The sequence below is a fragment of the Virgisporangium ochraceum genome (assembly GCF_016863655.1).
Taxonomy (GTDB): Bacteria; Actinomycetota; Actinomycetes; order Mycobacteriales; family Micromonosporaceae; genus Virgisporangium; species Virgisporangium ochraceum.
In genome coordinates, this window is the sequence record NZ_BOPH01000029.1 from 1 (window position 1) to 19,927 (window position 19,927).

Annotated in this window: 20 protein-coding genes; 8 read left to right on the forward strand and 12 right to left on the reverse strand. The window is 72.6% G+C overall.

Annotated elements, in window-relative coordinates:
- Window positions 1-11: 11 nt before the first annotated feature.
- From Voc01_RS12875 to Voc01_RS12895, 5 genes are all read right to left on the reverse strand, one after another.
- On the reverse strand, window positions 12-929 hold the full coding sequence (locus Voc01_RS12875) for a carbohydrate ABC transporter permease (RefSeq protein ID WP_203927613.1): 918 nt from the start codon (window positions 927-929) through the stop codon (window positions 12-14).
- Window positions 926-1,849 carry a carbohydrate ABC transporter permease gene (locus Voc01_RS12880; RefSeq protein WP_239160143.1) on the reverse strand — a complete coding sequence of 308 codons (924 nt, stop codon included), beginning with the start codon at window positions 1,847-1,849 and terminating at the stop codon, window positions 926-928. The genes Voc01_RS12875 and Voc01_RS12880 overlap by 4 nt, the downstream gene beginning before the upstream one ends.
- A complete protein-coding gene (locus Voc01_RS12885) occupies window positions 1,846-3,183 on the reverse strand; it encodes an ABC transporter substrate-binding protein (RefSeq protein ID WP_203927614.1) in 1,338 nt (445 codons plus the stop codon). The genes Voc01_RS12880 and Voc01_RS12885 overlap by 4 nt, the downstream gene beginning before the upstream one ends.
- Window positions 3,184-3,310: 127 nt before the next feature.
- Window positions 3,311-4,144 carry an ADP-ribosylglycohydrolase family protein gene (locus Voc01_RS12890; protein ID WP_203927615.1) on the reverse strand — a complete coding sequence of 278 codons (834 nt, stop codon included), beginning with the start codon at window positions 4,142-4,144 and terminating at the stop codon, window positions 3,311-3,313.
- 1 nt (window position 4,145) lies between these two features.
- Window positions 4,146-5,240: a winged helix DNA-binding domain-containing protein gene (locus Voc01_RS12895; protein WP_203927616.1), complete on the reverse strand. Its 1,095-nt coding sequence runs from the start codon at window positions 5,238-5,240 to the stop codon at window positions 4,146-4,148.
- Window positions 5,241-5,307: 67 nt separating this feature from the next.
- On the opposite strand from Voc01_RS12895, the gene Voc01_RS12900 reads away from it, so the two are divergent.
- The 4 genes from Voc01_RS12900 to Voc01_RS12915 all read left to right on the forward strand — a co-directional run bounded on the left by Voc01_RS12900 (window position 5,308) and on the right by Voc01_RS12915 (window position 10,326).
- Window positions 5,308-5,874 (forward strand): GNAT family N-acetyltransferase, encoded by a 567-nt coding sequence (locus Voc01_RS12900; protein ID WP_239160144.1) that lies wholly within the window; start codon window positions 5,308-5,310, stop codon window positions 5,872-5,874.
- Window positions 5,871-6,761, forward strand: a complete 891-nt coding sequence (locus Voc01_RS12905) for a phosphotransferase (protein ID WP_203927618.1) — start codon at window positions 5,871-5,873, stop codon at window positions 6,759-6,761. Before Voc01_RS12900 ends, Voc01_RS12905 begins: the two co-directional genes overlap by 4 nt.
- A 122-nt stretch (window positions 6,762-6,883) precedes the next feature.
- Window positions 6,884-8,557 (forward strand): ABC transporter ATP-binding protein, encoded by a 1,674-nt coding sequence (locus Voc01_RS12910; RefSeq protein ID WP_203927619.1) that lies wholly within the window; start codon window positions 6,884-6,886, stop codon window positions 8,555-8,557.
- Entirely contained in the window at window positions 8,554-10,326 is a 1,773-nt protein-coding gene (locus Voc01_RS12915) for an ABC transporter ATP-binding protein (protein WP_239160145.1), read from the forward strand. The genes Voc01_RS12910 and Voc01_RS12915 overlap by 4 nt, the downstream gene beginning before the upstream one ends.
- Here the strand turns inward: Voc01_RS12915 and Voc01_RS12920 are convergent.
- Window positions 10,296-10,865 (reverse strand): peroxidase-related enzyme, encoded by a 570-nt coding sequence (locus Voc01_RS12920; protein WP_203927620.1) that lies wholly within the window; start codon window positions 10,863-10,865, stop codon window positions 10,296-10,298. The genes Voc01_RS12915 and Voc01_RS12920 overlap by 31 nt on opposite strands.
- 38 nt (window positions 10,866-10,903) lie before the next feature.
- Here Voc01_RS12920 and Voc01_RS12925 point away from each other — a divergent pair, with 38 nt between their 5' ends.
- The 3 genes from Voc01_RS12925 (at window position 10,904) to Voc01_RS12935 (ending at window position 14,875) form a co-directional block, all read left to right on the forward strand.
- Window positions 10,904-12,145, forward strand: coding sequence for a metal-dependent hydrolase (locus Voc01_RS12925; protein ID WP_203927621.1), 1,242 nt, complete (start codon window positions 10,904-10,906; stop codon window positions 12,143-12,145).
- Window positions 12,146-12,349: 204 nt separating this feature from the next.
- Window positions 12,350-13,507, forward strand: a complete 1,158-nt coding sequence (locus Voc01_RS12930) for a DUF808 domain-containing protein (RefSeq protein WP_239160146.1) — start codon at window positions 12,350-12,352, stop codon at window positions 13,505-13,507.
- 81 nt (window positions 13,508-13,588) lie between these two features.
- Window positions 13,589-14,875, forward strand: coding sequence for a putative hexosyltransferase (locus Voc01_RS12935; protein WP_203927622.1), 1,287 nt, complete (start codon window positions 13,589-13,591; stop codon window positions 14,873-14,875).
- Window positions 14,876-14,894: 19 nt separating this feature from the next.
- Here the strand turns inward: Voc01_RS12935 and Voc01_RS12940 are convergent, their stop codons facing one another.
- Genes Voc01_RS12940 through Voc01_RS12960 form a run of 5 tightly spaced genes read right to left on the reverse strand, consistent with a single transcriptional unit; the run spans window position 14,895 to window position 19,059 of the window.
- Complete coding sequence (locus tag Voc01_RS12940; RefSeq protein ID WP_239160147.1) at window positions 14,895-15,383, reverse strand: MarR family transcriptional regulator; 489 nt, start codon at window positions 15,381-15,383, stop codon at window positions 14,895-14,897.
- Window positions 15,384-15,391: 8 nt separating this feature from the next.
- The gene (locus Voc01_RS12945; protein WP_203927624.1) at window positions 15,392-16,639 is read right to left on the reverse strand and encodes an FAD-dependent oxidoreductase; all 1,248 of its coding nucleotides are present in this window, start codon (window positions 16,637-16,639) and stop codon (window positions 15,392-15,394) included.
- A gap of 46 nt (window positions 16,640-16,685) precedes the next feature.
- Entirely contained in the window at window positions 16,686-17,618 is a 933-nt protein-coding gene (locus Voc01_RS12950) for an LLM class flavin-dependent oxidoreductase (protein ID WP_203927625.1), read from the reverse strand.
- Window positions 17,619-17,651: 33 nt separating this feature from the next.
- A complete protein-coding gene (locus Voc01_RS12955; RefSeq protein WP_203927626.1) occupies window positions 17,652-18,308 on the reverse strand; it encodes a GNAT family N-acetyltransferase in 657 nt (218 codons plus the stop codon).
- A 19-nt stretch (window positions 18,309-18,327) separates the two neighbouring features.
- Window positions 18,328-19,059: an alpha/beta hydrolase gene (locus Voc01_RS12960; RefSeq protein WP_203927627.1), complete on the reverse strand. Its 732-nt coding sequence runs from the start codon at window positions 19,057-19,059 to the stop codon at window positions 18,328-18,330.
- A 115-nt stretch (window positions 19,060-19,174) separates the two neighbouring features.
- On the opposite strand from Voc01_RS12960, the gene Voc01_RS54040 reads away from it, so the two are divergent.
- Window positions 19,175-19,303, forward strand: coding sequence for a hypothetical protein (locus Voc01_RS54040; protein WP_275423709.1), 129 nt, complete (start codon window positions 19,175-19,177; stop codon window positions 19,301-19,303).
- Window positions 19,304-19,338: 35 nt separating this feature from the next.
- Here the strand turns inward: Voc01_RS54040 and Voc01_RS12965 are convergent, their stop codons facing one another.
- Window positions 19,339-19,815: a hypothetical protein gene (locus tag Voc01_RS12965; protein ID WP_203927628.1), complete on the reverse strand. Its 477-nt coding sequence runs from the start codon at window positions 19,813-19,815 to the stop codon at window positions 19,339-19,341.
- Window positions 19,816-19,927 lie beyond the last annotated feature (112 nt).

Genomic DNA, 19,927 nt, shown 5'->3' on the forward strand with positions numbered 1-19,927 from the left:
CCCCAGAAGGACTAGCCCTTGGTGGAGCCCAGGGTCAGGCCCGCCACGAACTGGCGCTGCAGGACGAGGAACACCAGCAGCGTCGGCAGTGCCACGATGATCGACCCCGCCGACAGGAGGTTGTAGTCGGTGAAGAACTGGCCCCGCAGGTTGTTCAGCGAGCTGGTGATCGGGAACTTGTCGCCGTCGCTCAGCAGAGCCGTGGCCCAGAAGAACTCGTTGTAGATCCAGGTGACCTGCAACGTGCCGAGCGCCGCCAGCGGCGGTCGGATCAGCGGGAGCGTCAGCTGGAAGAACTGCCGGGCGACACCCGCGCCGTCGACGGCGGCCGACTCGTAGATCTCGTGCGGCAGCGTCTTCATGTAGTTGCTGAGCACGAGCGCGCAGAACCCGATCTGGAACGCGGTGTTCACCAGGATCAGCCCGAGGTAGCTGTTGAGCAGCTCCCCGTCGGAGTTCAGCCAGAGCGGCAGCGGGATCTCGTTGAACGCCTTGTAGATCGGGATGAGCAGCGCCTGCGGCGGCAGCAGGTTCGCCGCCACGAACACGCCCAGCAGCGGGAGGTTGAGCTTGAAGCTGAACCGCGCCAGCACGAACGCCACGCACGCCGACAGGAACAGGGTCAGCAGCACGGCGGGCACCGTGATGTAGACCGAGTTCAGGAACTTCTCGCCGAACTCCGCCCGCTCCCACGCGTTGGTGTAGTTGTCGAACGAGAAGCCGCCGAACGAGAAGTAGCCGTGCTCGGCGGTGTACTCGTAGTCGCGGAACGAGTTGAACGCGCCCCACAGCAGCGGGAGCAGCCACAGGACCGCCATCACGGCCAGGAACACGTGCAGTACCACGCGTTGTGGTCGCGTCGGTTGGCGCCGTCGTCGCACGCCCTGCGGGACGGACGCGGCGCGGGCCGGTGCCTTGGTGGCCGTCATCCGCGGTCCCCCTTCATGGTCGCCCGCAGGTGGAGGACCACGTACGCGGACGAGATGATCAGCATGATGGTCGCCAGGGCCGAGCCGAACCCGATGCGGCTGGCCTCGCCGACGATGTTCTGGACGACGAGCGCGGCGATGACCTCCAGCCCGTTGCGGCCCTTGTTGACGATCCACACGATGTCGAACGCGCGCAGCGACTCGATGATCGTGATCACCAGGACGATCAGGTTGATCGGCCGCATCACGGGGAAGATGACGGCGAAGAACGCGCGCCCTTCGCTGGCACCGTCCATCGTGGCCGCCTCGCGGAGCACCGGGTCGACGGCCTTCAGCCCGGCGAGGTAGATGAGCATGATGTAGCCGGTGTGCTTCCACGACGTGGCGACCAGCACCGCCCACAGGTTCACGCTCGGGTCGCCGTACCAGTCGATCTCGGTGCCGAGCACGGCGTTGAGCAGACCCTGGTCGCGCGAGTAGATGAGCTGCCAGATGAAGCCGGTCAGCGCCAGCGACAGGATCACCGGCAGGTAGAACGCCGTCTGGTAGAAGCGCGAGAAGCGCAGCTGCCGGTCGACGAGCACGGCCAGGAACATGCCCAACGGCGTCGGTATCAGGAAGAGGAAACCGACCCAGATCAGGTTGTGCCACATGGCCGGCCAGAACGGCGGGTAGTTGGTGGCGATGTTCTTGTAGTTCTCGAAGCCGATCCAGTCGATCTCGTCGAGGCCGCCGAAGCCCTCCCAGCGGGAGAACGACAGCACCACCGACGCGAGCGCCGGCAGCCATACCAGGACCACCACGAAGATCAGCGGAACAGCGACCATGAGCGTGACGACGACGCGGTCGCCACCGGTGAGTACGCGCCGGCGGCGCCGCCTGTCGGTAGGCGGCGCCGGGTCAAGGGTTGGAGTGCTCACTCTACGAAGATCGTCTTCTTCTGGCTCTCGATGTTCTTCAGAATACTGTTGGCGTCGTTGGGATTCCTGATGAACTCCTGGAACGCCGGGATGATCACCGTCGACGCGAAGTCGGGCCGGGTGTCGCGGTCGAGGAACTGGGCGATGTTCTTGGCCTGGCTCACCAGTTCCGCCGACTTCTTCTGCAGCGTCGTGTACTTCGCCGTGTCGGCCTTGGAGTTCGACGCGATGAACGGCTCGCCGAGGTTGCTGGCCTGGAGCGACGCGTCGGGGCTCGCCAGGTACTTGAGCAGCTTCTTGGCGCCGGCCTTGTTCTTCGGCTTGGCCGCCATGCAGAAGCCGTCGATCGGCGCGTCGATGGCGCCGGCACCGACCTTCGAGTCGATCTCCGGGAAGTTGAACAGGTCGATGTCCTCGCGGTCGGCCTGCGGGATCTGGTCGATGATGAACGTGCCGAACATGTACATGCCGCTCTTCTTCTGGTGCAGGCCCTGCGCGGCCTCCTGCCAGGTGCGGCCGAGCGCGTCGGTCTGGTGCAGCGGCATCAGCTGCTGCCACTGGGTGAACACCTTCTTCACCTCGGCGCTCTCCCACGACCCCTTGCCGGCCATCAGGTCGACGTGGAACTGGTAGCCGTTGATGCGCAGGTTCAGGATGTCGAACGTGCCCATCGCGGGCCAGCCGTCCTTGTCTGCGAACGCGAACGGCGTGATGCCGTCGGCCTTCATCTTGTCGGCCAGCGTCACCAGCTCGTTGATGTTCCGCGGAACCTGGTACCCGCGCTCGGCGAACAGGCTCTTGCGGTAGAAGACCGCCCACGGGTAGTACGACTGCGGCACGAAGAACTGCTTGCCGCCCTCGCCCGTCGACGCGGCCTTGAACGCCTCGGTGACGTCGAGCGGCCACACGTCGCTGACGTCGCCGATGAGGTTGCGGCGGGCGAAGAACTGCATGCGGTACCCGGCGAACCAGCTGAACACGTCGTCGGGGTTGCCCTGCAGGTAGTTGTTGATGTTCTCCTGGAACGAGTTGTGGTCGATCTCGTTGAGCTTGACCGTGATCCCGGAGTTCTTGCTCTGGAAGTCGGCGACGGCCGCCTGCCGCTGCTTGGCGAACGTCGACCCGACCTCGTTCGAGCCGAACGTCACCTCGCCGCTACCGTCGCCGCCGTCGCCGCTGTCGTCATCGTCGCCGCAGGCGGCGAGCGTGGGCACGGCGGCGAGGGCGCCGACCGCGCCGGCACCGCGGAGCAGGGCCCGGCGGCCGACCGGGAAGCCGACCTCTGACGGAGACGGGGAACGTTGACCCAGCCGGGAATTCAGCCAGCGTGACATCCGGACCTCCAGCGGCGCCTTGTTTAACGTGCAGAAAGTTGTGGCAGCAGACAAACTCCCTCATAGACCCGGGTCGAAAGCAATCGTTCCTGCTTGTTTCGAAATCGTTTCGCAACCTTGACTGCCGTCACAGCCGCTGCAGTCGCCCGTCCAGGTCCGCGAGGTAGTCACGGCCGTACGCTCCGGCTTCCAGGCCGGTGACCAGGTGCGCCGGCACGTCCTGCGGCAGGTCCTCCGCGTACGACCCGGCGGCCAACGCGATCGTGGCGACGGTGTCGACGTCGCCGGTGAACGCGACGCACCGCCGCAGCACGTCGCCCATGCCGGTGCCCGCGACGAGCGCTGTCACGGCGGCCCGCACGCTCATCCAGCCGGGCGCGCCGACCGGGCCGGCCCAGGGAACCGCCCACTCCCCCGGCACGTGCTCGGCGAGGAACCGGCCGAGGTCGGCCCGCGGACCGAGCCGGTACCGGAGGTAGTGCGGCATCAGCGCCGCGGCGCAGGCGGCCGCGATGCCGTCTGGCGTGTTGTGGGTGATCGCGGCCTGGATCCGGGTGCGTTCGAGCACCTCGTCGAGGTCCGGCAGAACGCCCACCGGACAGGCGCGCATCGCCGCGCCGCTCTTGTCGCTGCCCGGATGGATCCGGTCGAGAAACTCGTCGCCGTCGGAGATCTCGTCGAGGAAAGCCTGGAACCGGCCCGCGTAACCGCGCCGCGGGTCGCGCTTGTACACCTCGACGAACTTCGCGGCCAGCACCGACGGCGTCCAGTCGAGCCCGTCGACGAGCGTCTCGGCGATCGCGAGGCTCATCTGCGTGTCGTCGGTGTAGTTGCCGGCGGGGATCCCGTCGAGCGGGTGCGGCCGGTAACCGGACAGGTCGTTGTGCCGCCGGACCACCTCGGGGTTCGCGTACTCGAACCCGGCCCCGTACGCGTCGCCCACCGCGAGTTCGACCAGCACGTCAGTCCCCGACCGTGACGGCGGCGCCCGCGATGCCGCGGACGCCGGCCACGACGACCGCCTCGGCCTCGACCTCGGCGCGGGCCTTCCTCGACAGCTTCCCGAACGGGGTGACCGTGACCGCGAGCTCGCGCTTGCCGGCGGCCTTCGCGCGCCACGTGCCGGCGATCTCGCCGTCGACGAGCACCGCGCCCGGGTTTCCGAGGATGCGCCACACCGCGGCCCGGTGCGCCTTCTCCGGCACCAGCAGGTTCCGGTCGCGCGCCTGCAGCAGCGGGTCGCTCGGGGGCAGCAGCCGGACCACCCGCGGGGTCTCGGCCTTCTCGAACGCCTCGACGGAGTCCTCGGGCAGGTACGCCTTCCGGCCGTCGACCCGGATCTCCACCAGGTCGTCGGCGGGCCAGAACGGGCGCAGGTGGGTCTGGGTCGTGCCGATGAACTTCGCGACCTCGCCGGCGGTGGCGGGCCCGAGCAGGCGCAGGTACGCGAGGACGACCGCCTCCACCCCGGCCGGCTCGGTCGGCAGCTTCCCGCGGTCGGCCAGCGGTTCGATGACGGTCTGCGCGCCGTCGACCCGCACCCCGACGCCGCCGGCCAGCCCGGCCGACTGGAACAGCCCGCCCGAGATGTGGCGGGCGCCGCACGAGCGGCAGTCGTAGGTGAGCGACCGGTCGACCAGCGCGCTGACCGCGGTGCTCGCCTCGCCCTTGGGCATCGGCTTCTTCACGGCCTTCCGGAACGCCCGCGCGGTCTGTTCGAACGCGGCCAGACCCAGCTTCGCCCCGTCCCTGATCGGGCCGGCGCCGAGCCGCGAGACGGCGTCGGCGTCGCTGAACGGCCACAGCGCGGGCATCAGCGTGGTGAGGTCGGCGGTGCGGTGCAGGTGCGGGGCGCCGCGGTGGGTCCAGGCCATCCGCAGGCTGCGGCTTTCCTTCTGGACCGTGGTGCGCGCGGCCAACGCCTGCCGCGCCACCCCGTACGGCGTGTCCTGCACACCGAGGTCGAGCACCGCGAGCGAGTGTGGTGGGTCGTCGACCCGCTGGAGCTGCTGGGCGAGCAGGCGGTAGGCCATGACCCGGGTACGGTCGGCGTCCATCCGGCTCACGATAGTCCCGCCCGAAACCCGTCGCCCGGCGATGGCGCCGGCCACTAGGGTCGGCCGGGTGACGGACGAGATCACCCTGGCCACGTCGGCCGACCGCGAGCGGGTGCTGGGCACGCTCGTGGCGGCGTTCAGCGCCGATCCGGTGCTGCGGCACCTGTTCCCCGCCGACACCACCTACCCGCGGTACGCCGCCGCGTTCTTCGGACGCCTCTTCGACAAGCGCGTCGACGACGGCACGGTCTGGACGATAGGCCGGGGCGGCTCCGTCGCGATGTGGGACGGCCCCAAGGCGTCCGACGCGCCGCCCGGCGCCCTCGACGACCTTCCCGCCGACGCGCGGGCCCGCGTCGACGCCTACAACGCGGCGGTGCACGACGCGCTGCCCGACGAGCCGTTCTGGTACCTCGGCGTGCTCGGCACGCACCCCGACCACCGCGGCCGCCGATGGGGACGGGCACTGCTCGCCGACGGGCTGCGCCGCGCCGCCGACGACGGGCTGGCGGCCGTGCTCGAGACGAGCAACCCGGGCAACGTCGAGGTCTACCGGGCCGCCGGGTTCGAGGTCGCGCGCGAGCTCACGGCCGGGCCGTTGCGGGTGTGGGTCATGGCGCGCCCGGCGGCGTGACGCGCGTCCGGCCGTCGTGGGACGCGCTGGAGCCCGCGCTCCGCGCGGACCTCGAGCGGCTGGCCGGTGGACGGGTCGTCGGCGCCCGGTCGTGCCCCGGCGGCTTCTCGCCCGGGTTCGCGTCCCGGCTGACGCTGGCCGGCGGCGGCCGCGCCTTCGCCAAGGCGATCGACGCCCGGCGGTGGCCGCACGAGGTCGACGCGTACCGCGCGGAGATCCGGGCCAACGCGGCGCTGCCGGCGGGCACGCCCGCGCCGCGGCTCCTCGGCGCCGTCGACGACCGGCGGTGGGTCGCGCTCGTGTTCGAGGACGTCGACGGCGTCCACCCCGACCCGTGGACCCCCGACGCGCTCGACCGCGTCCTCGCCGCGACCGCCGACCTCGGCCGGCCCGCCGGTCCCCTGCCGCGCGACCGTCCCCGGCTCGGCGGCTGGGCCACGCTGACCGCCGACCGGCTCGCCGACCCGTGGACGGCCGCCGCCCTCCCCCGACTCGTCGCCCTGGAGCGGGACGGCCCGGCCGCGGCCCGCGGCGACTCCCTCGTGCACGGCGACCTCCACCCGCACAACGTCCTGCTGACGCCCGACCGGGTCGTCGTGGTCGACTGGCCGCACGCGCGTCCCGGGTCACCGCTCGTCGATCTGGTGACCGTCGTGACGAGCGCCGTGGCCGACGGCATCGACCCCGACGCGGCGCTGCGCCGGCACGCGGGACACGTTCCGCCGCGCGACCTCGACGCGGTTCTCGCCGCCCACGCCGGGTTCCTCGTCGCCGGCGGGCTGGCCACGATGCCGCCCGGGCTGGAGCCGATCGCCGCGGCCAAACGCCGCCTCGGCGCGGCGGCGGTGCGCTGGCTGCGCGGGCGCCTCGGTCCGATCACGGACTGACCACATCCGTCGATGCCCCGGATCGGGCAGGCTGCCGGGTGGGCGCCTGCCCCCGCTGAGCCCACCCGCTGGTTAGGGTAGCCTTCGCTGACCGAGGGCGGATCAAGCGGTAGGGGGCGTGCATGCCGGCGACGGCCGCCGGGGTCCAGTGGCGGGCGTTGCGCCGGCACCGGGCCCGCATCGCCGGCAGCCTGGTGCTGCTGTGCGCCCACCAGGCCACCGAGGCTGCGGTGCCGGTCGCGATCGGGCTCATCATCGACCGCGCCGTGGCGACCGGCGACGCCGCCGCGATCGTCGGTTCGGTCGTCGGCCTCGCCGCGTTGTTCACCGCGCTGTCGATGGCGTGGCGGTACGGCGCCCGGCTGTCGTACACGGCGATGGAGCGGGAGACCCACCTGCTGCGCGTCGAGATCGCCGAGCGGGCCCTGGACCCGCGCGGCCTGAAGGGTTCCCGCTCCGGCGAACTGATCGCGGTGGCCTGCGGTGACGCCGAGGCGGCCGGCCTGGTGATCCGGGCGGTCGGCGTCGCGCTCGCCGCGGCGACCGCCCTGCTCGTCGCCGGCGCCGTGCTGCTGACGATCCACCTGCCGCTCGGCGCCGGCGTGCTGCTCGGCGTTCCGGCCCTGGCGCTGGCGCTGCAGTGGCTGGCCCCGATGCTCACCCGGCGCAGCGAGGCGCAGCAGGCCGCGCTCGCCGACACCAGCGGGCTCGCCACCGACCTCGTGGGCGGGCTGCGGGTGCTGCGCGGCATCGGCGCGCAGGACGCGGCGTCGCGCCGGTACGTCGCGGCCAGCCGGCAGGCGCTCGCGGCGACGCTGCGCGCGGCCACGATGAAGGCTGTCCACCGTGGACTGACGACCACGGTCAACGGGCTGTTCCTCGCGACGGTCGCCGGGTTCGCCGGATGGCTCGCGCTGCGCGGGTCGCTGTCGGTGGGCGAACTCGTCGCCGTGGTCGGGCTGGCCCAGTTCATCGCCGAACCGGTGGGCACGTTCGGGTTCTGCGTGCAGTGGTACGCCACCTCGAAGGCGTCGGCCGGGCGGATCGCGGCCGTGCTGACCGCGCCGACGGGCCTGAGCCCCGGCACGCGGGCAGCGGGCGACCCGCAGGACGTGCGCGTGCGGCTGGAGAAGGTGGCCTACCGCACCCTCGACGGGCTGACGCTGCACGTGCGGGAGGGCGAACTGCTCGGCGTCGTCGCGTACGACCCGCGGGACGCCCAGGCGCTGCGATCCCTGCTCGCCGGCCAGGTACCGGCCGCCGACCACGGGGGCACGCTGCACGTCGACGGCGTGCCGGCCGCGGACCTCGACCTCGCCGCGGGCCGGTCGGTGGTGCTGGTCGAGCACCACTCCGCGCACCTGTTCGACGGCACCCTGCGCGCGAACCTGCCGGCCACCGGTGACATCGCCGGTGCTCTTGCGGCGGCGGCGGCCGACGACGTCGTCGACGCCCACCCCGACGGGCTCGACCACACACTCACCGACGGCGGCGCCAACCTGTCCGGGGGCCAGCGGCAACGGATCGCGCTCGCCCGGGCGCTCGTCACCGACCCACCGGTGCTGGTGCTCCACGACCCCACCACGGCGGTCGACCCGGTCACCGAGGAGGCGATCGCCGCGGGGATCGCGCGGCTGCGGTCCGCGCGCTGCACGGTGCTCATCACCAGCAGCCCGACGCTGCTCAGCCGGGCCACCCGCGTCGTGGTGGTCGACGGCGGGCAGGCGGTCGCCGAGGGGACCCACGCCGACCTCGTCGACACCGACGGGCGCTACCGGGAGGCGGTGCTCCGGTGAGCGACCGGTTGCCGGTCGCGGATGCCCGGGCCACGTGGGCCGAGCTCGGCGCCGAGGTGCGCCGGATGCCCGGCACCGCGACGGCGACCGCGCTCGTCGCGGTCGCGGCCGCCGCGTGCGGCCTGGTGGCGCCGTGGGTGCTCGGCGGGATGGTCGACGACATCATCGCCGGTGCCCCGATCGACCGCGTGTGGTGGGCGGTCGGCGTCGTGGCGGTCGCGGCGCTCGTCGGGGGTGCGCTCACCGCGGCGGGATCGGTGCTCGTCGCCCGCCTCGGCGAGACCGTGCTCGCGCGCGTCCGCGAGCGGGTGCTCGACCGGGCGCTGCACGTCCCGTCGTCCACTGTGGAGCGTGCCGGCACCGGCGACCTCCTCGCCCGCGTCGGCTCCGACGTGTCGGTGGTGACCAACGCCATCACCACCACCGGGCCCGACATGATCGCGGCGATGCTGACGGTGACGCTGACCACCGGCGGGCTGTTCGCGCTCGACTGGCGGCTCGGGCTGGCCGGGCTCGTCGCCGCACCCGTGTACGTGTACGCGCTGCGCTGGTACCTTCCGCGGTCCGCGCCGTTCTACGCGCGGGAGCGGGCGGCCAACGCGGCGCGGACCCAGGCGATGGTCGGCCCGCTGCGCGGCCTGGACACCGTGCACGCGTACCGGTGGGAGAAGGAGCACCTCGACCGGATCTCCGCATGCTCGCAGCAGACCGTCGACCTGACCCTCACCGTGTTCCGGCTGTTCACCCGCTTCGCGTCCTGGATCAACCGGGCCGAGTTCGCCGGGCTGAGCGCGGTGCTGGTGGTCGGCTGGTTCCTGGTCCGCGCCGACCTCGCGACCGTCGGGGCGGTCACCGCCGCCGCGCTGTACTTCCACCGCCTGTTCAACCCGCTGGGCCTGATCGTGCTCGAGTTCGACATGGTGCAGCAGGCCGGCGCCAGCCTGGCCCGGCTCGTCGGCGTGTCGTCGCTGCCCCCGCCGCCGGTCGTGGCGGCGCCGCCGACACCGGCCGACACCGGCATCGAGGTCCGCGACCTGCGGCACCGCTACGACGGCGGCCCGCCGGTGCTGCGCGGCGTCTCGCTGCGGATCGCGCCGGGCGAACGGGTGGCGCTGGTCGGTGCCAGCGGCGCCGGGAAGACCACGCTGGCCGGCCTCGCCACCGGTCTGCTGACCCCGGCGTCCGGCTCGGTGCTGCTGGGCGGCGTCGCGCTGGAGTCGCTGGGTGCCGCCGAGGTACGCGGGCGCATCGGGCTGATCAGCCAGGAGGTCCACGTCTTCTCCGGCACGCTGCTCGACGACGTGACGCTCGCGCGCCCGTCGGCCACCGAGGACGAGGCGACCGCGGCGCTCGACCTGGTCGGCGCGCTGGAGTGGGCGCGGGCGCTGCCCGACGGGCTGCGGACGCAGGTCGGCGAGGGCGCCCACCAGCTGACGGCCGCGCAGGCGCAGCAGCTGGCCCTGGCCCGGCTGGTCCTCATGGACCCCGACGTCGCCGTCCTCGACGAGGCGACCGCGGAGGCCGGCAGCGCCGGCGCGCGCGACCTCGACCGCGCCGCCGACGCGGCCACCGCCGGCCGCACGACGCTGATCGTGGCGCACCGGCTGAGCCAGGCCGCCCGGGCCGACCGCGTGGTGGTGCTCGACCACGGCGAGGTGGTCGAGGTGGGCCGCCACGAGGAGCTGATCGCGAGCGGCGGGCGGTACGCCGAGCTGTGGCGCAGCTGGTCGGGCGGCCGTCAGCCGCGCGGTACGCGTCCCATGGGGTAGAACTCGTCGTTCGGCATCGTCCCGGTCAGGTGGACGAGCCGGTTCGACATCGCGAAGAACGCGGCGATCGCTCCGACGTCCCACACGTCGTCGTCGGTAAGGCCGTGCCGCCGCAGCTCGTCGAGGTGCGCGCCGGTGACCGTCCACGGCTCGACCGCGAACCGCACCGCGACCTCGAGGACCGCCCGCTGCCGGTCGTCGATCTCGGCCCTGCGCCAGTCGGTGGCGACCTGGTCGGCGACGCGCGGGTTGCGGGCCCGGATGCGGGCGATCGCCCCGTGCGCGACCACGCAGTAGAGGCAGTGGTTCTCCGCGCTCGTCGCCACCACGATGAGCTCCCGGTCGGCCTTCGTCAGCGCCGGGGTCTCCCGGTCCATGAGCGCGTCGTGGTAGGCGAAGAACGCCCGCCACTCGTCCGGCCGCCGCGCGAGGGACAGGAAGATGTTCGGCACGAAGCCCGACTTCTCCTCGACGGCGTCGATCCGGTCGCGGAGGTCGGCCGGCAGCTCACCACGGTCGGGGACGTCGAACCTGCTCATGCACGGAGCCTACGGCGCGCGCCTTAGGATCACCGCCCATGGACAACGTGACCCACACGCTGATCAGCGTCCTGGTCGGTGAGGTGGTACACCGGTCCATCCCCCCGTCGGCGGTGCTCGGCGACCGGGGCCGGCGCACCGTCGCCCTCACGGTCATGGCGGTGGGCGGCAACCTCCCCGACGCCGACGTGGTCTACACGAGCTGGGCCGGCTCCACGCTCGACTACCTCCTGCACCACCGTGGCCACACGCACACCGTGCTCGGTTCGCTGGTGCTGTCGCTGGTCCTGTTTCTCGCGGTGCGCCTGTGGTGGCGCTTCCGGAAGGTGACGCCGGAGCGGGCCGATCTCGGGTTCCTCGCCGGCCTGTCGGTGCTGGCGCCGCTGCTGCACATCGCGCTCGACTTCACCAACAGCTACGGCGTGCACCCGTTCTGGCCGGTCGACAACCGCTGGTACTACGGCGACTCCGTCTTCATCGTGGAGCCGCTGCTCTGGGCGTGCGCGGCGGCGCTGCTGTTCGTGCTGCCCAGCCGGACCCTGCGGGTCCTGATCGCGGTCGTGCTCGCGGCCGGGCTCGGGCTGAGCTGGTTCAGCGGCTTCGTGCCGCCGTCGTTCGCCGCGCTGCTCACGGCGCTCACGGTCGGGCTCGTCGCGGTCAGCCGGTTCGCGTCGGCGCGGGCGGCGCTCGCCGGCGGCGCCGCCGCGTGGCTCGCGCTCACGGCGGCGTTCGTGGTGACCGCGCGCAGCGCCGAGAGCCGGTTCGGTGACCTGCTCGCGGACCGGTTCCCGCAGGCCCGCACCCTCGACGTGGTGCTGACCCCGATGCCGGCCAACCCCGTGTGCCGCGAGGTCCTCGCCGTCCAACGGACGTCGGACCGGTACGTGGTGCGCCGGGCGTTCCACTCGCTCGCGCCCGGCTGGATCACGGCGGACCGGTGCGCGGACCTGTACCCGACGGGCGGTACGGGAACCGCCCCGCTCGCGCCGGTGGGGCAGCCGTCGACCGACGAGGTCAGCTGGACCGGTGAGCTGGCCGTCCCGGTCGACCTGCTCGCCACCCTCGCCAGCGAGTACTGCGCGGTCGACGCGTTGCTGCGGTTCGCCCGCGCCCCGGTCGCCACGCGGGTCGGCGACGGCTGGATCGTCGGCGACCTGCGGTACGACCGCGAGCCCGGGCTGGGCCTCGCCGAGGTCGAGGTCGGCCCGTCGGAGGACGGCTGCCCGCGCCTGCGGGCGCCGTGGACCCCGCCCCGGGAGGACCTTCTGGGCGGCGACTGAGGACGTTTCGGCTCCCGGCAGGTGGGTTGCGGGAGAGTAACGCAGGCCCCGACCGGCATTACTCTCCCGCAACCCTCCCGCGCTCCACCGTCGGACGGGGGTGTGGTGGGGCGGCGACCGGACATGCGTGGCGCGTCCGCGAGTGCGCGAACGGCCGGAACAGACGAGAATGGGCACACACACGCCGATCGTGGAGGGGCTTCCTTGAGCGCGGGACTCGCAGCACTGCTGGACGACATTGCGGTTCTGGCGCGCGCGGCGGCCGCGTCCGTCGACGACATCGGCGCGGCCGCGGCCAAGGCCGGGTCGAAGGCCGCCGGCGTGGTCATCGACGACGCGGCGGTCACCCCGCAGTACGTGCGCGGCCTGGCGGCCGAGCGGGAGATCCCGATCGTCAAGCGCATCGCGTTCGGGTCGCTGCGCAACAAGTTCCTCATCATCCTGCCGGTCATCCTGATCCTCAGCCAGTTCCTCGACTGGCTGCTCACCCCGCTGCTCATGATCGGCGGCGCGTACCTCTGCTACGAGGGCGCGGAGAAGATCTGGGAACGGATCGCCCACCACGACGCGCACGCCGACGCCGAACGGCCCGACGAGAAGACCCTGGTGTCCGGTGCGATCCGCACCGACCTCATCCTGTCCGCCGAGATCATGGTGATCTCGCTGAACGAGGTGGCCGACGAGTCGTTCTGGTCGCGCACCGCGATCCTGGCGGTCGTGGCCGTGGCCATGACCGTGCTGGTCTACGGGGCGGTCGGCCTGATCGTGAAGATGGACGACGTGGGTCTGCGGCTGGCCGAGCGTCCCGGAAAGGCGGTCGCCGGGTTCGGCCGCGGCCTCGTGAAGGCGATGCCCCGGGTACTCACCGTGCTGAGCGTCGTCGGCACCGCCGCGATGCTCTGGGTGGGCGGCCACATCCTGCTGGTCGGTGCCGACGAGCTGGGGCTGCACGCGTTGTACGAGGTCGTGCACCACATGGAGGAGGCGGCCCACGACGCCACGGGCGCCGTGGGTGGCGTGGTCGGCTGGCTGGTCAACACCCTGGCGAGCGCGATCGTCGGCCTGATCGTCGGTGCCGTGATCGTGGCCGTGATGAGCGTGACCTTCCACCGCGCGAAGAAGCACGACAAGGCCGGGCACGCCGAGGGCTCCGGGCCGGCGGCCGCGACGCCGGCTGCCGCGACGCCGGCTGCCGCGACGCCGGCTGCCGCGACGCCGGCTGCCGCGACGCCGGCGGCCACGGGGGCGGCGGCCACGGGTCCGGTGGCCGGACGCACGGACGCGCCGGGCGCAATGGGCGCACCGGGCGCGGTCGAGGGTCACGCCGAGCGACCGGAGACTGACGCGCGCGAGCAGCCGTAGGCCCCGGCGCCCCGGTTTGCCGTTCCCGTCACCGGTGCGAGAGGGTCGGTGCCGACACCCCTCGGCGAACGGCGATCCCTCATGTCCTTCGGGTACTCCTGGGGCCGGCAACGGCTCGCGGCAATCCGGGCCGTGCCGCCGGCCGAGCGGCTGATCCTCGCCGGCCTGGTGGTGCTCGCGGTTCTCGTCCGCGTCGTCGGGCGTAACTACGTCACCACCGACCTGGTGGTGTTCCGCGACTGGTACGACCAGCTGTGGGCGGCGGGCGGGATCACGGGCCTGCGCGAACCGATCGGGAACTACAACGCGCCGTTCCTCTACCTGCTGGTCGTCGCCGGGTTCCTCCCCGGGTCCACGCTGCTCAAGATCAAGCTGATCTTCGCGGTGTTCGACGTCATGGTCGTCTACTTCATGTACCGCCTCGTCGCCCTCCGCTACCCGGGCTGGCGGATCCCGACGCTGGCCGCGCTCGTCACCGCGTTCCTGCCGACGGTCGTGGTCAACGCGTCGATGTACGGACAGTGCGAGTCGGTGTGGGCGGGCTTCGCGCTCGGCGGCCTGTACCTGCTGCTGCGTGACCGCCACTGGTGGGCCGTGGCCTTCTTCGCCACGTCCGTGGCGTTCAAGCCGCAGGGCGTGTTCATCCTGCCGGTGCTCCTCCTGCTGGTCCTGGCCGGCCGGGTGCGCTGGCGGGTCCTGCTCGCGCTGCCCGCGGTCTACCTGCTGCTGGCGCTTCCCGCGATCGCCGTCGGCCGCGGTCCGGTCGAGCTGCTCACCGTCTACTCCAGCCAGGCCGACGACAAGGGCGGCCTGGCCCGCTCCGCGCCGTCGGTGTTCCAGTACCTGCAGATCGCTTACGCCGGCGGCATCTTCCGCAACCTGGGCTACCTGTTCACGATCGCGGTCGTGCTCGGCATCTGCTACGCGCTGGTCGCGTCGCGGGTCGACCTCGACCGGACGCGGATCGTCACGGCGGCCGCGTGCTTCGCGGTCACGGTGCCGTTCCTCCTCCCGTCGATGCACGAGCGCTACTTCTACCTGGCCGACCTGCTCACCCTGGCCCTGGCGTTCCACCGCCCCCGCCTGTGGTACCTGCCACTGATCGTGCAGGCCGCGTCGGCGCTGTCCTACCTGCCGTTCCTGTCCAACGGCGGCCCCTACAGCCCGTTCGTCGACGCCCGGATCCTGTCGGCGCTCATGCTCGCGGCCGTCGTGGTCACCACCTACACCCTTCTCCGCGACGCCGCCGCCCCGGCCGCCGCCGCGACACCGACGAACCCTCCGGTCGCACCGACCGCGACCCCGATCGACCCGACGGCGGTGCTCGTGGGACCCGAACCGCCGGCGCCCCTGGCGCGACGGCCGTGACCCGCCGCGCGACGGCGCCTCAGGCGGACCGTCGGGCGGTGTCGTCGTCGCGCAGGCGCTCGAGTTCGGCGTGGTACACCGCCTGCATGCGGCCGTAGTGCCCGACCAGGAACACCAGCTCCTCGACGCGGTAGCCCTCGATGAGCCGCGCCGCCCCCTCGGCGAACCGCTCGTACGGTCGCTCCAGTTCGGCGGCCCGCTCCGGCCGCAGGGTGACGATCGTCCGCCGCCGGTCCGCCGGGTCGCGTTCGGCCGTCACGTAGCCCGCCTGCTGGAGCCGGCGGAGCATGCTGGTCACCGCACCGGTGGTGAGGTTGGTCCGCTCGGCGACCTGCCCCGCGGTGGCGGATCCGACGTCGACCAGGTAGTCCAGGCACTCCAGGTCGCTCACGGTGAGGCCGAGCCGCTCCGCGATGGCGTACCGGAACACCATGGACAGCCGTGAGGTCTCCCGCCCGGCGCGCATCAGGTCGGCGATCGCGGACGCGCGGGCCGGCTCGGTGGACATGCCGGCAATCATGCCTCCGGCACGGTGACCCGGTGCAGCCGAGGTAGCACGCGGGTCAGCACCCAGTGCGGCGCGGCGGCGGTACCCGTGAGCCGGCGCATCAGCCGGGCGGAGTTGTCGACGGCGCGGAAGGCGTAGGACACCATCTCGTCCTGGTAGCCGGCGATCGCGTCCTCCACCGGCGTGCCACCCGTCAGCGCCTCGACGAGCCGGCGGCCGAGCAGGGCGGCGTCGCGGAGCGCGGTGTTGCCGCCGTGCGCGCCGAACGGCGGCATGGCGTGCACGGCGTCGCCGATCATCGTCGCCCGGGGTACCGGCCACCGGTGCGGGCGCCGGCCGGTGGCGAAGAGGTTGAGCACCGTGGCGTCCAGTTCGGCCGTGTCGATCAGCCGTCGGATGAGCGGGTGGAAGCCCACGCTCATCCGGCCGGCCAGGTGCCGCAGCGCCAGCAGGTCGCCGCTGATGCCGGTGGGCACCTCGTCCTGCCTGAGCAGCAGTCCCCACATGACGTAGTCGTGCCCGGTGGGCGCGAAGGTGCCGGGGGCCAGGCGCGCGAACGCCTCCTGCGGGTTCTCGCCGAACCGCATGGAGGTGAAGAAGAACGCGCGCCCCGGCCGGTCGGCGATGGACAGGACCCCGCTGGTCCGCAACGCGTCCGGGATGACGCTCCCGCCGCCCTGCCACAGGGGCGACCGGCCGTAGACGCCGGCCATCGGGGTGTTCGCCGGGTCCGCGTCCGGCATGAGCTGCGCGCGCAGCGCCGAGCCGACGCCGTCCGCGCCCACGACGACGTCCGCCGCGGCGGCCCCGCCGTCGGAGAACCGCAGCCGCAGCTTCGCGGGCCCGCCGCCGTCCACGGCGACGGCGTCCTTGCCGTAGTGGATGCGTCCGTTCAGCCCGGACTGCAGGATCGACCGCAGGGTCAGCCGGTCGACCTGGCGGGTCGCGTGCGGTTCGTCCTTGAACGTGATGGTGAACGCGTCCCGCAGCCGGCTGTCCGTGAACCGCAGGTGGCCGCCGGGCTCGTCGCTGGTGGCCAGCGCCAGTCGGTACAGCGGCACGGGCAGGCTCTCACGCAGCGCGTCCAGCCCGTGCCGGTCGAGGATGAGCCGGTAGCCCTGCCGCCGCACGAACGGTCCCGGGTCCCGCTCGTAGACATGCACGTCGATGCCGGCGCGCATGAGGCGCTGGGCGAGGCAGAGGCCGGAGAGCCCGGCACCGGCGATCGCCACCGTGACGTCGGTCGATATCACCATGCAGTTATCTTAATGACTAAGATGTTTTGGGCAAGGCCGGTGGCCGTCAGGGCGACGGCGGTACCAGCGGCACCACGTCACCCATGAACCGTTCGAGCTGGCGCTCGGCGTCGGCGAGGGGCCAGATGAACAGCTGACCGATGCCGGCGGCGGCGTAGGCCCGGACGACCGCGGCGCACCGCTCGGCCGGGCCGACCAGCAGTCTGCCGGCCAGCGCGTCGACCGGCCGGTTCAGCATGGTGGCGAGCGCGCGGAGGTGCGTCTCGCGCTCGCGCTCGTCGTCGGTGACGTAGGTCCACATCGTCGCCAGCGCACAGGGGAGGTCGTCGATCGTCCGCCCCGTGCGGGACAGCTCCACGGCCAGCGTCGCGCGGGCGTCCACGACCCGCTCCGGCGTGGTGTTGTAGGCCGACGCCAGCCAGCCGTCACCGAGGCGGGCAACCCTCCGCAGGCCGGCCTCCGATCCCCAGCTGGCCAGCCAGATCGGCGGCCCGTCGGCGCGGGCGGGATGCGGACGCAGCGCCCCGTCGGTCGAGTAGAAGCGCCCGTGGAACGGCGGCGCGCCCGGCGTCAGGTAGGACCGCAGCGCCCGGACCGACTCCTCGAAGCGCGGCCACCGCTCGTCGAAGGGCACCCCGGCGGCCGCGTAGTCACGCGGCGACGATCCCGGCCCGACGCCGAGGACCAGCCGCCCACCCGAGACGACGTCCAGGGCCGCCGCCGCCTTGGCCAGCGCGGCCGGCCCCCGGACCACCGGCAGCGCGACGGTCGTGGCCAGTCGCAGGTCGGCGCTCGTCCCGGCGACGCTGGCCAGCGCGACGACGGCGTCCAGCCACGGCCGCTGGAAGACCAGATGGTCGTTGGCGGTGACCGCCGCGTACCCGAGCCGGTGCGCCGCCGCGACGTAGGACACCAGCGTGCCCGGTCGCCAGCCCGCGCCGTCGAGGTCGAGGAGGGGCAGATGGGCGCCGTACCGCATGACCGGCACCGTACCGTCACCGGCCCGACCCGGTCACAGACCGAACATCGCGGCGGTCTCGGGAGACAGGCCGGTGACGGCGCAACCCCGCGACGACCGGGTCCAGTCGGCGCGCCGCAGCGTGAGGTTGACCTGCTCGACCCGTCTTCCCTCGGCCGCCCGGGTCGTGGTGCCGTTGTCGCGGTAACCCATCGCGCGCGAGACGCCCAGTGAGGCGTGGTTCGTGGTCCAGGCCGCCGTGTCGGCGCGCTCGGCGTCCAGCCCGTCGAAGGCCAGATGCAGGACCGCCTCACGCATCGCCTTGCCGTGCCCGGCGCCCTGGAAGCGTCGGCCGACCCACGAGCCGGTCGACACCGTCCGCGTCACCGCGAAGTGCTGGGCACCGATCTCCTGGACCCCGACGAGGTCCCCGTCGACCCGCGCGGCGAGCATCAGGTTCCACTTCTCGGGCCGCCAGTCCGCGAACGCCGCCCAGAAGTAGCGGAGGAACCGGCGCTCGGCCTCCGGCGAGGCGACGTCCTCCCATCCACCGACGGGAATGCGGGGAAGGTACTGGTTCTGCGGGTCGTAGATGCCGTCGGCGGCGAGCCGGGCGAGCGGCTCCAACGCGTCCCCGTCCGGTACGAACAGTTCCACGAGGGGCGTGCGGACTCCGACCCCGAGCACGGGCCACAGATCGGCGAGCGGCATGCACCCATGATGACCGCCGTCAGCCGGACGGGTCCCGGATCCACCGGTCGACGCGGTCGGCCACCCGTTCCCACCCCGCGTCGAGCATCATGTCGTGACCCGCGCCGGCGAAGATCTCGGCCTCGGTCCGGTAGGCGCGGGCGGTGCGCCGCACTTCGTCGACGGTGATCAGCCCGTCCCGCTCCGCGCCCAGGACGAGCATCGGGTCGGCGACCCGTCGGGGTCGCGGCAACGCCAGCGCGAGCATGTCGAGATACGCGAGGTACGACTCGTCCTGCAGGCGGGCGCCGCACGCGTCGACGATCGGCTGGGGTGTGTCGGCCGTGAAGAACAGCGCGCGTACCAGCGCGGGAGAGCCGATCAGCGGACGCAGGCTGAGAAGCCCGTTCGCCTTCGCGAAGAGCAGCGGATGCCGTACGGCCACCCGCGCCGTGATGCCGGCCGCCCCGCCCGGCGGAACGGATGCCAGCAGTACACCGGCTGCGGCCCGGTGACGCTCGAGGTACTTCTGCACCACGAACCCGCCCATCGAATGTCCCACCAGAACCGGAGCCTCGGTGAACCCGGTCACCGCGTCGGCGACGTCGTCGACGTACTCCCGGATCCGGTGCCAGATGCGTCCCGGCCGCTGGTCGTGGCCACGCAACCGCACGGTGCGCACGTCATGGCCACGCTCGCCGAGGTAGCGGGCGAACTCCTCCCAGCACCAGGGCCCGTGCCAGGCGCCGTGCACGAGCAGGATCGCCGCCATGCCCGGCGATCCTAGGCGACCTGTCCCAGTGCCCGGATCATGAGTGGGTGGGAGGTTATCAACGTCAACAAGCGTTCTTGATGTTGATAACCTCCCACCCATCTTGATGCGGTTGATGCCGCCCCGCAGGTCCGGGTCGCCGATCAGGAAGCTGAACTCGCGCGGGATGCCGAGGCTGCCCCTGTCGTCGGCCGACCGCGTGGTCGAGTCGATCTCGGTGTCGCCGGCGAACGCCCCGAAGTAGGCGGTCGAATGCCCCGACGCGCCGCCCGGGGCGGGTCAGCGCGCCGGGGCCAGCCCTTCCATCGCCCGGATGTCGACCAGGTCCTTCGGCCGTCCCAGCTCCCGCTTGTACGCGAGGACGTACTCCAGCCGGACGAACCGCAGGCCACCGATGAGGTCCGCGCCGTCGATGAGCTCGTCGGTGTCCTGCAGCGGTGCGAACCACCGGGCGTACACCTCGATCCGGCCGCCCCAGAGGTGCATGGTCGGGTCCCCGCTGATCCCTCCGGACCGCGGCACGCCGATGGTCCGCGCGCGCTCCCACGCCGATCCCCTGGCGACGATGTCGAGGTCGCCGATGTCGCACCGCAGTCCCCACGCGAGCAGCGGCCCACTGCCGAAGATCGCGAAGTCGTGGCTGTCGAATCCGAGACAGATCAGACGCTGGAGCAGCGGATGTTCGAGGAGACCGGCGGATGCGGCGTGTCCGGCCGCCGCTGGCGGTCGCCCCGAGAGGGGACATAGTGGGTCCATTTCGTCACCTCCGTCCCTTTCTGTTCATACCCTGGCGGTGGGGACCCGGCTACGTCCGCGTGAAGTAACCTCACGTGGACCAGTCCGGGTGCAACCTCGTGCCGAGGTCAGG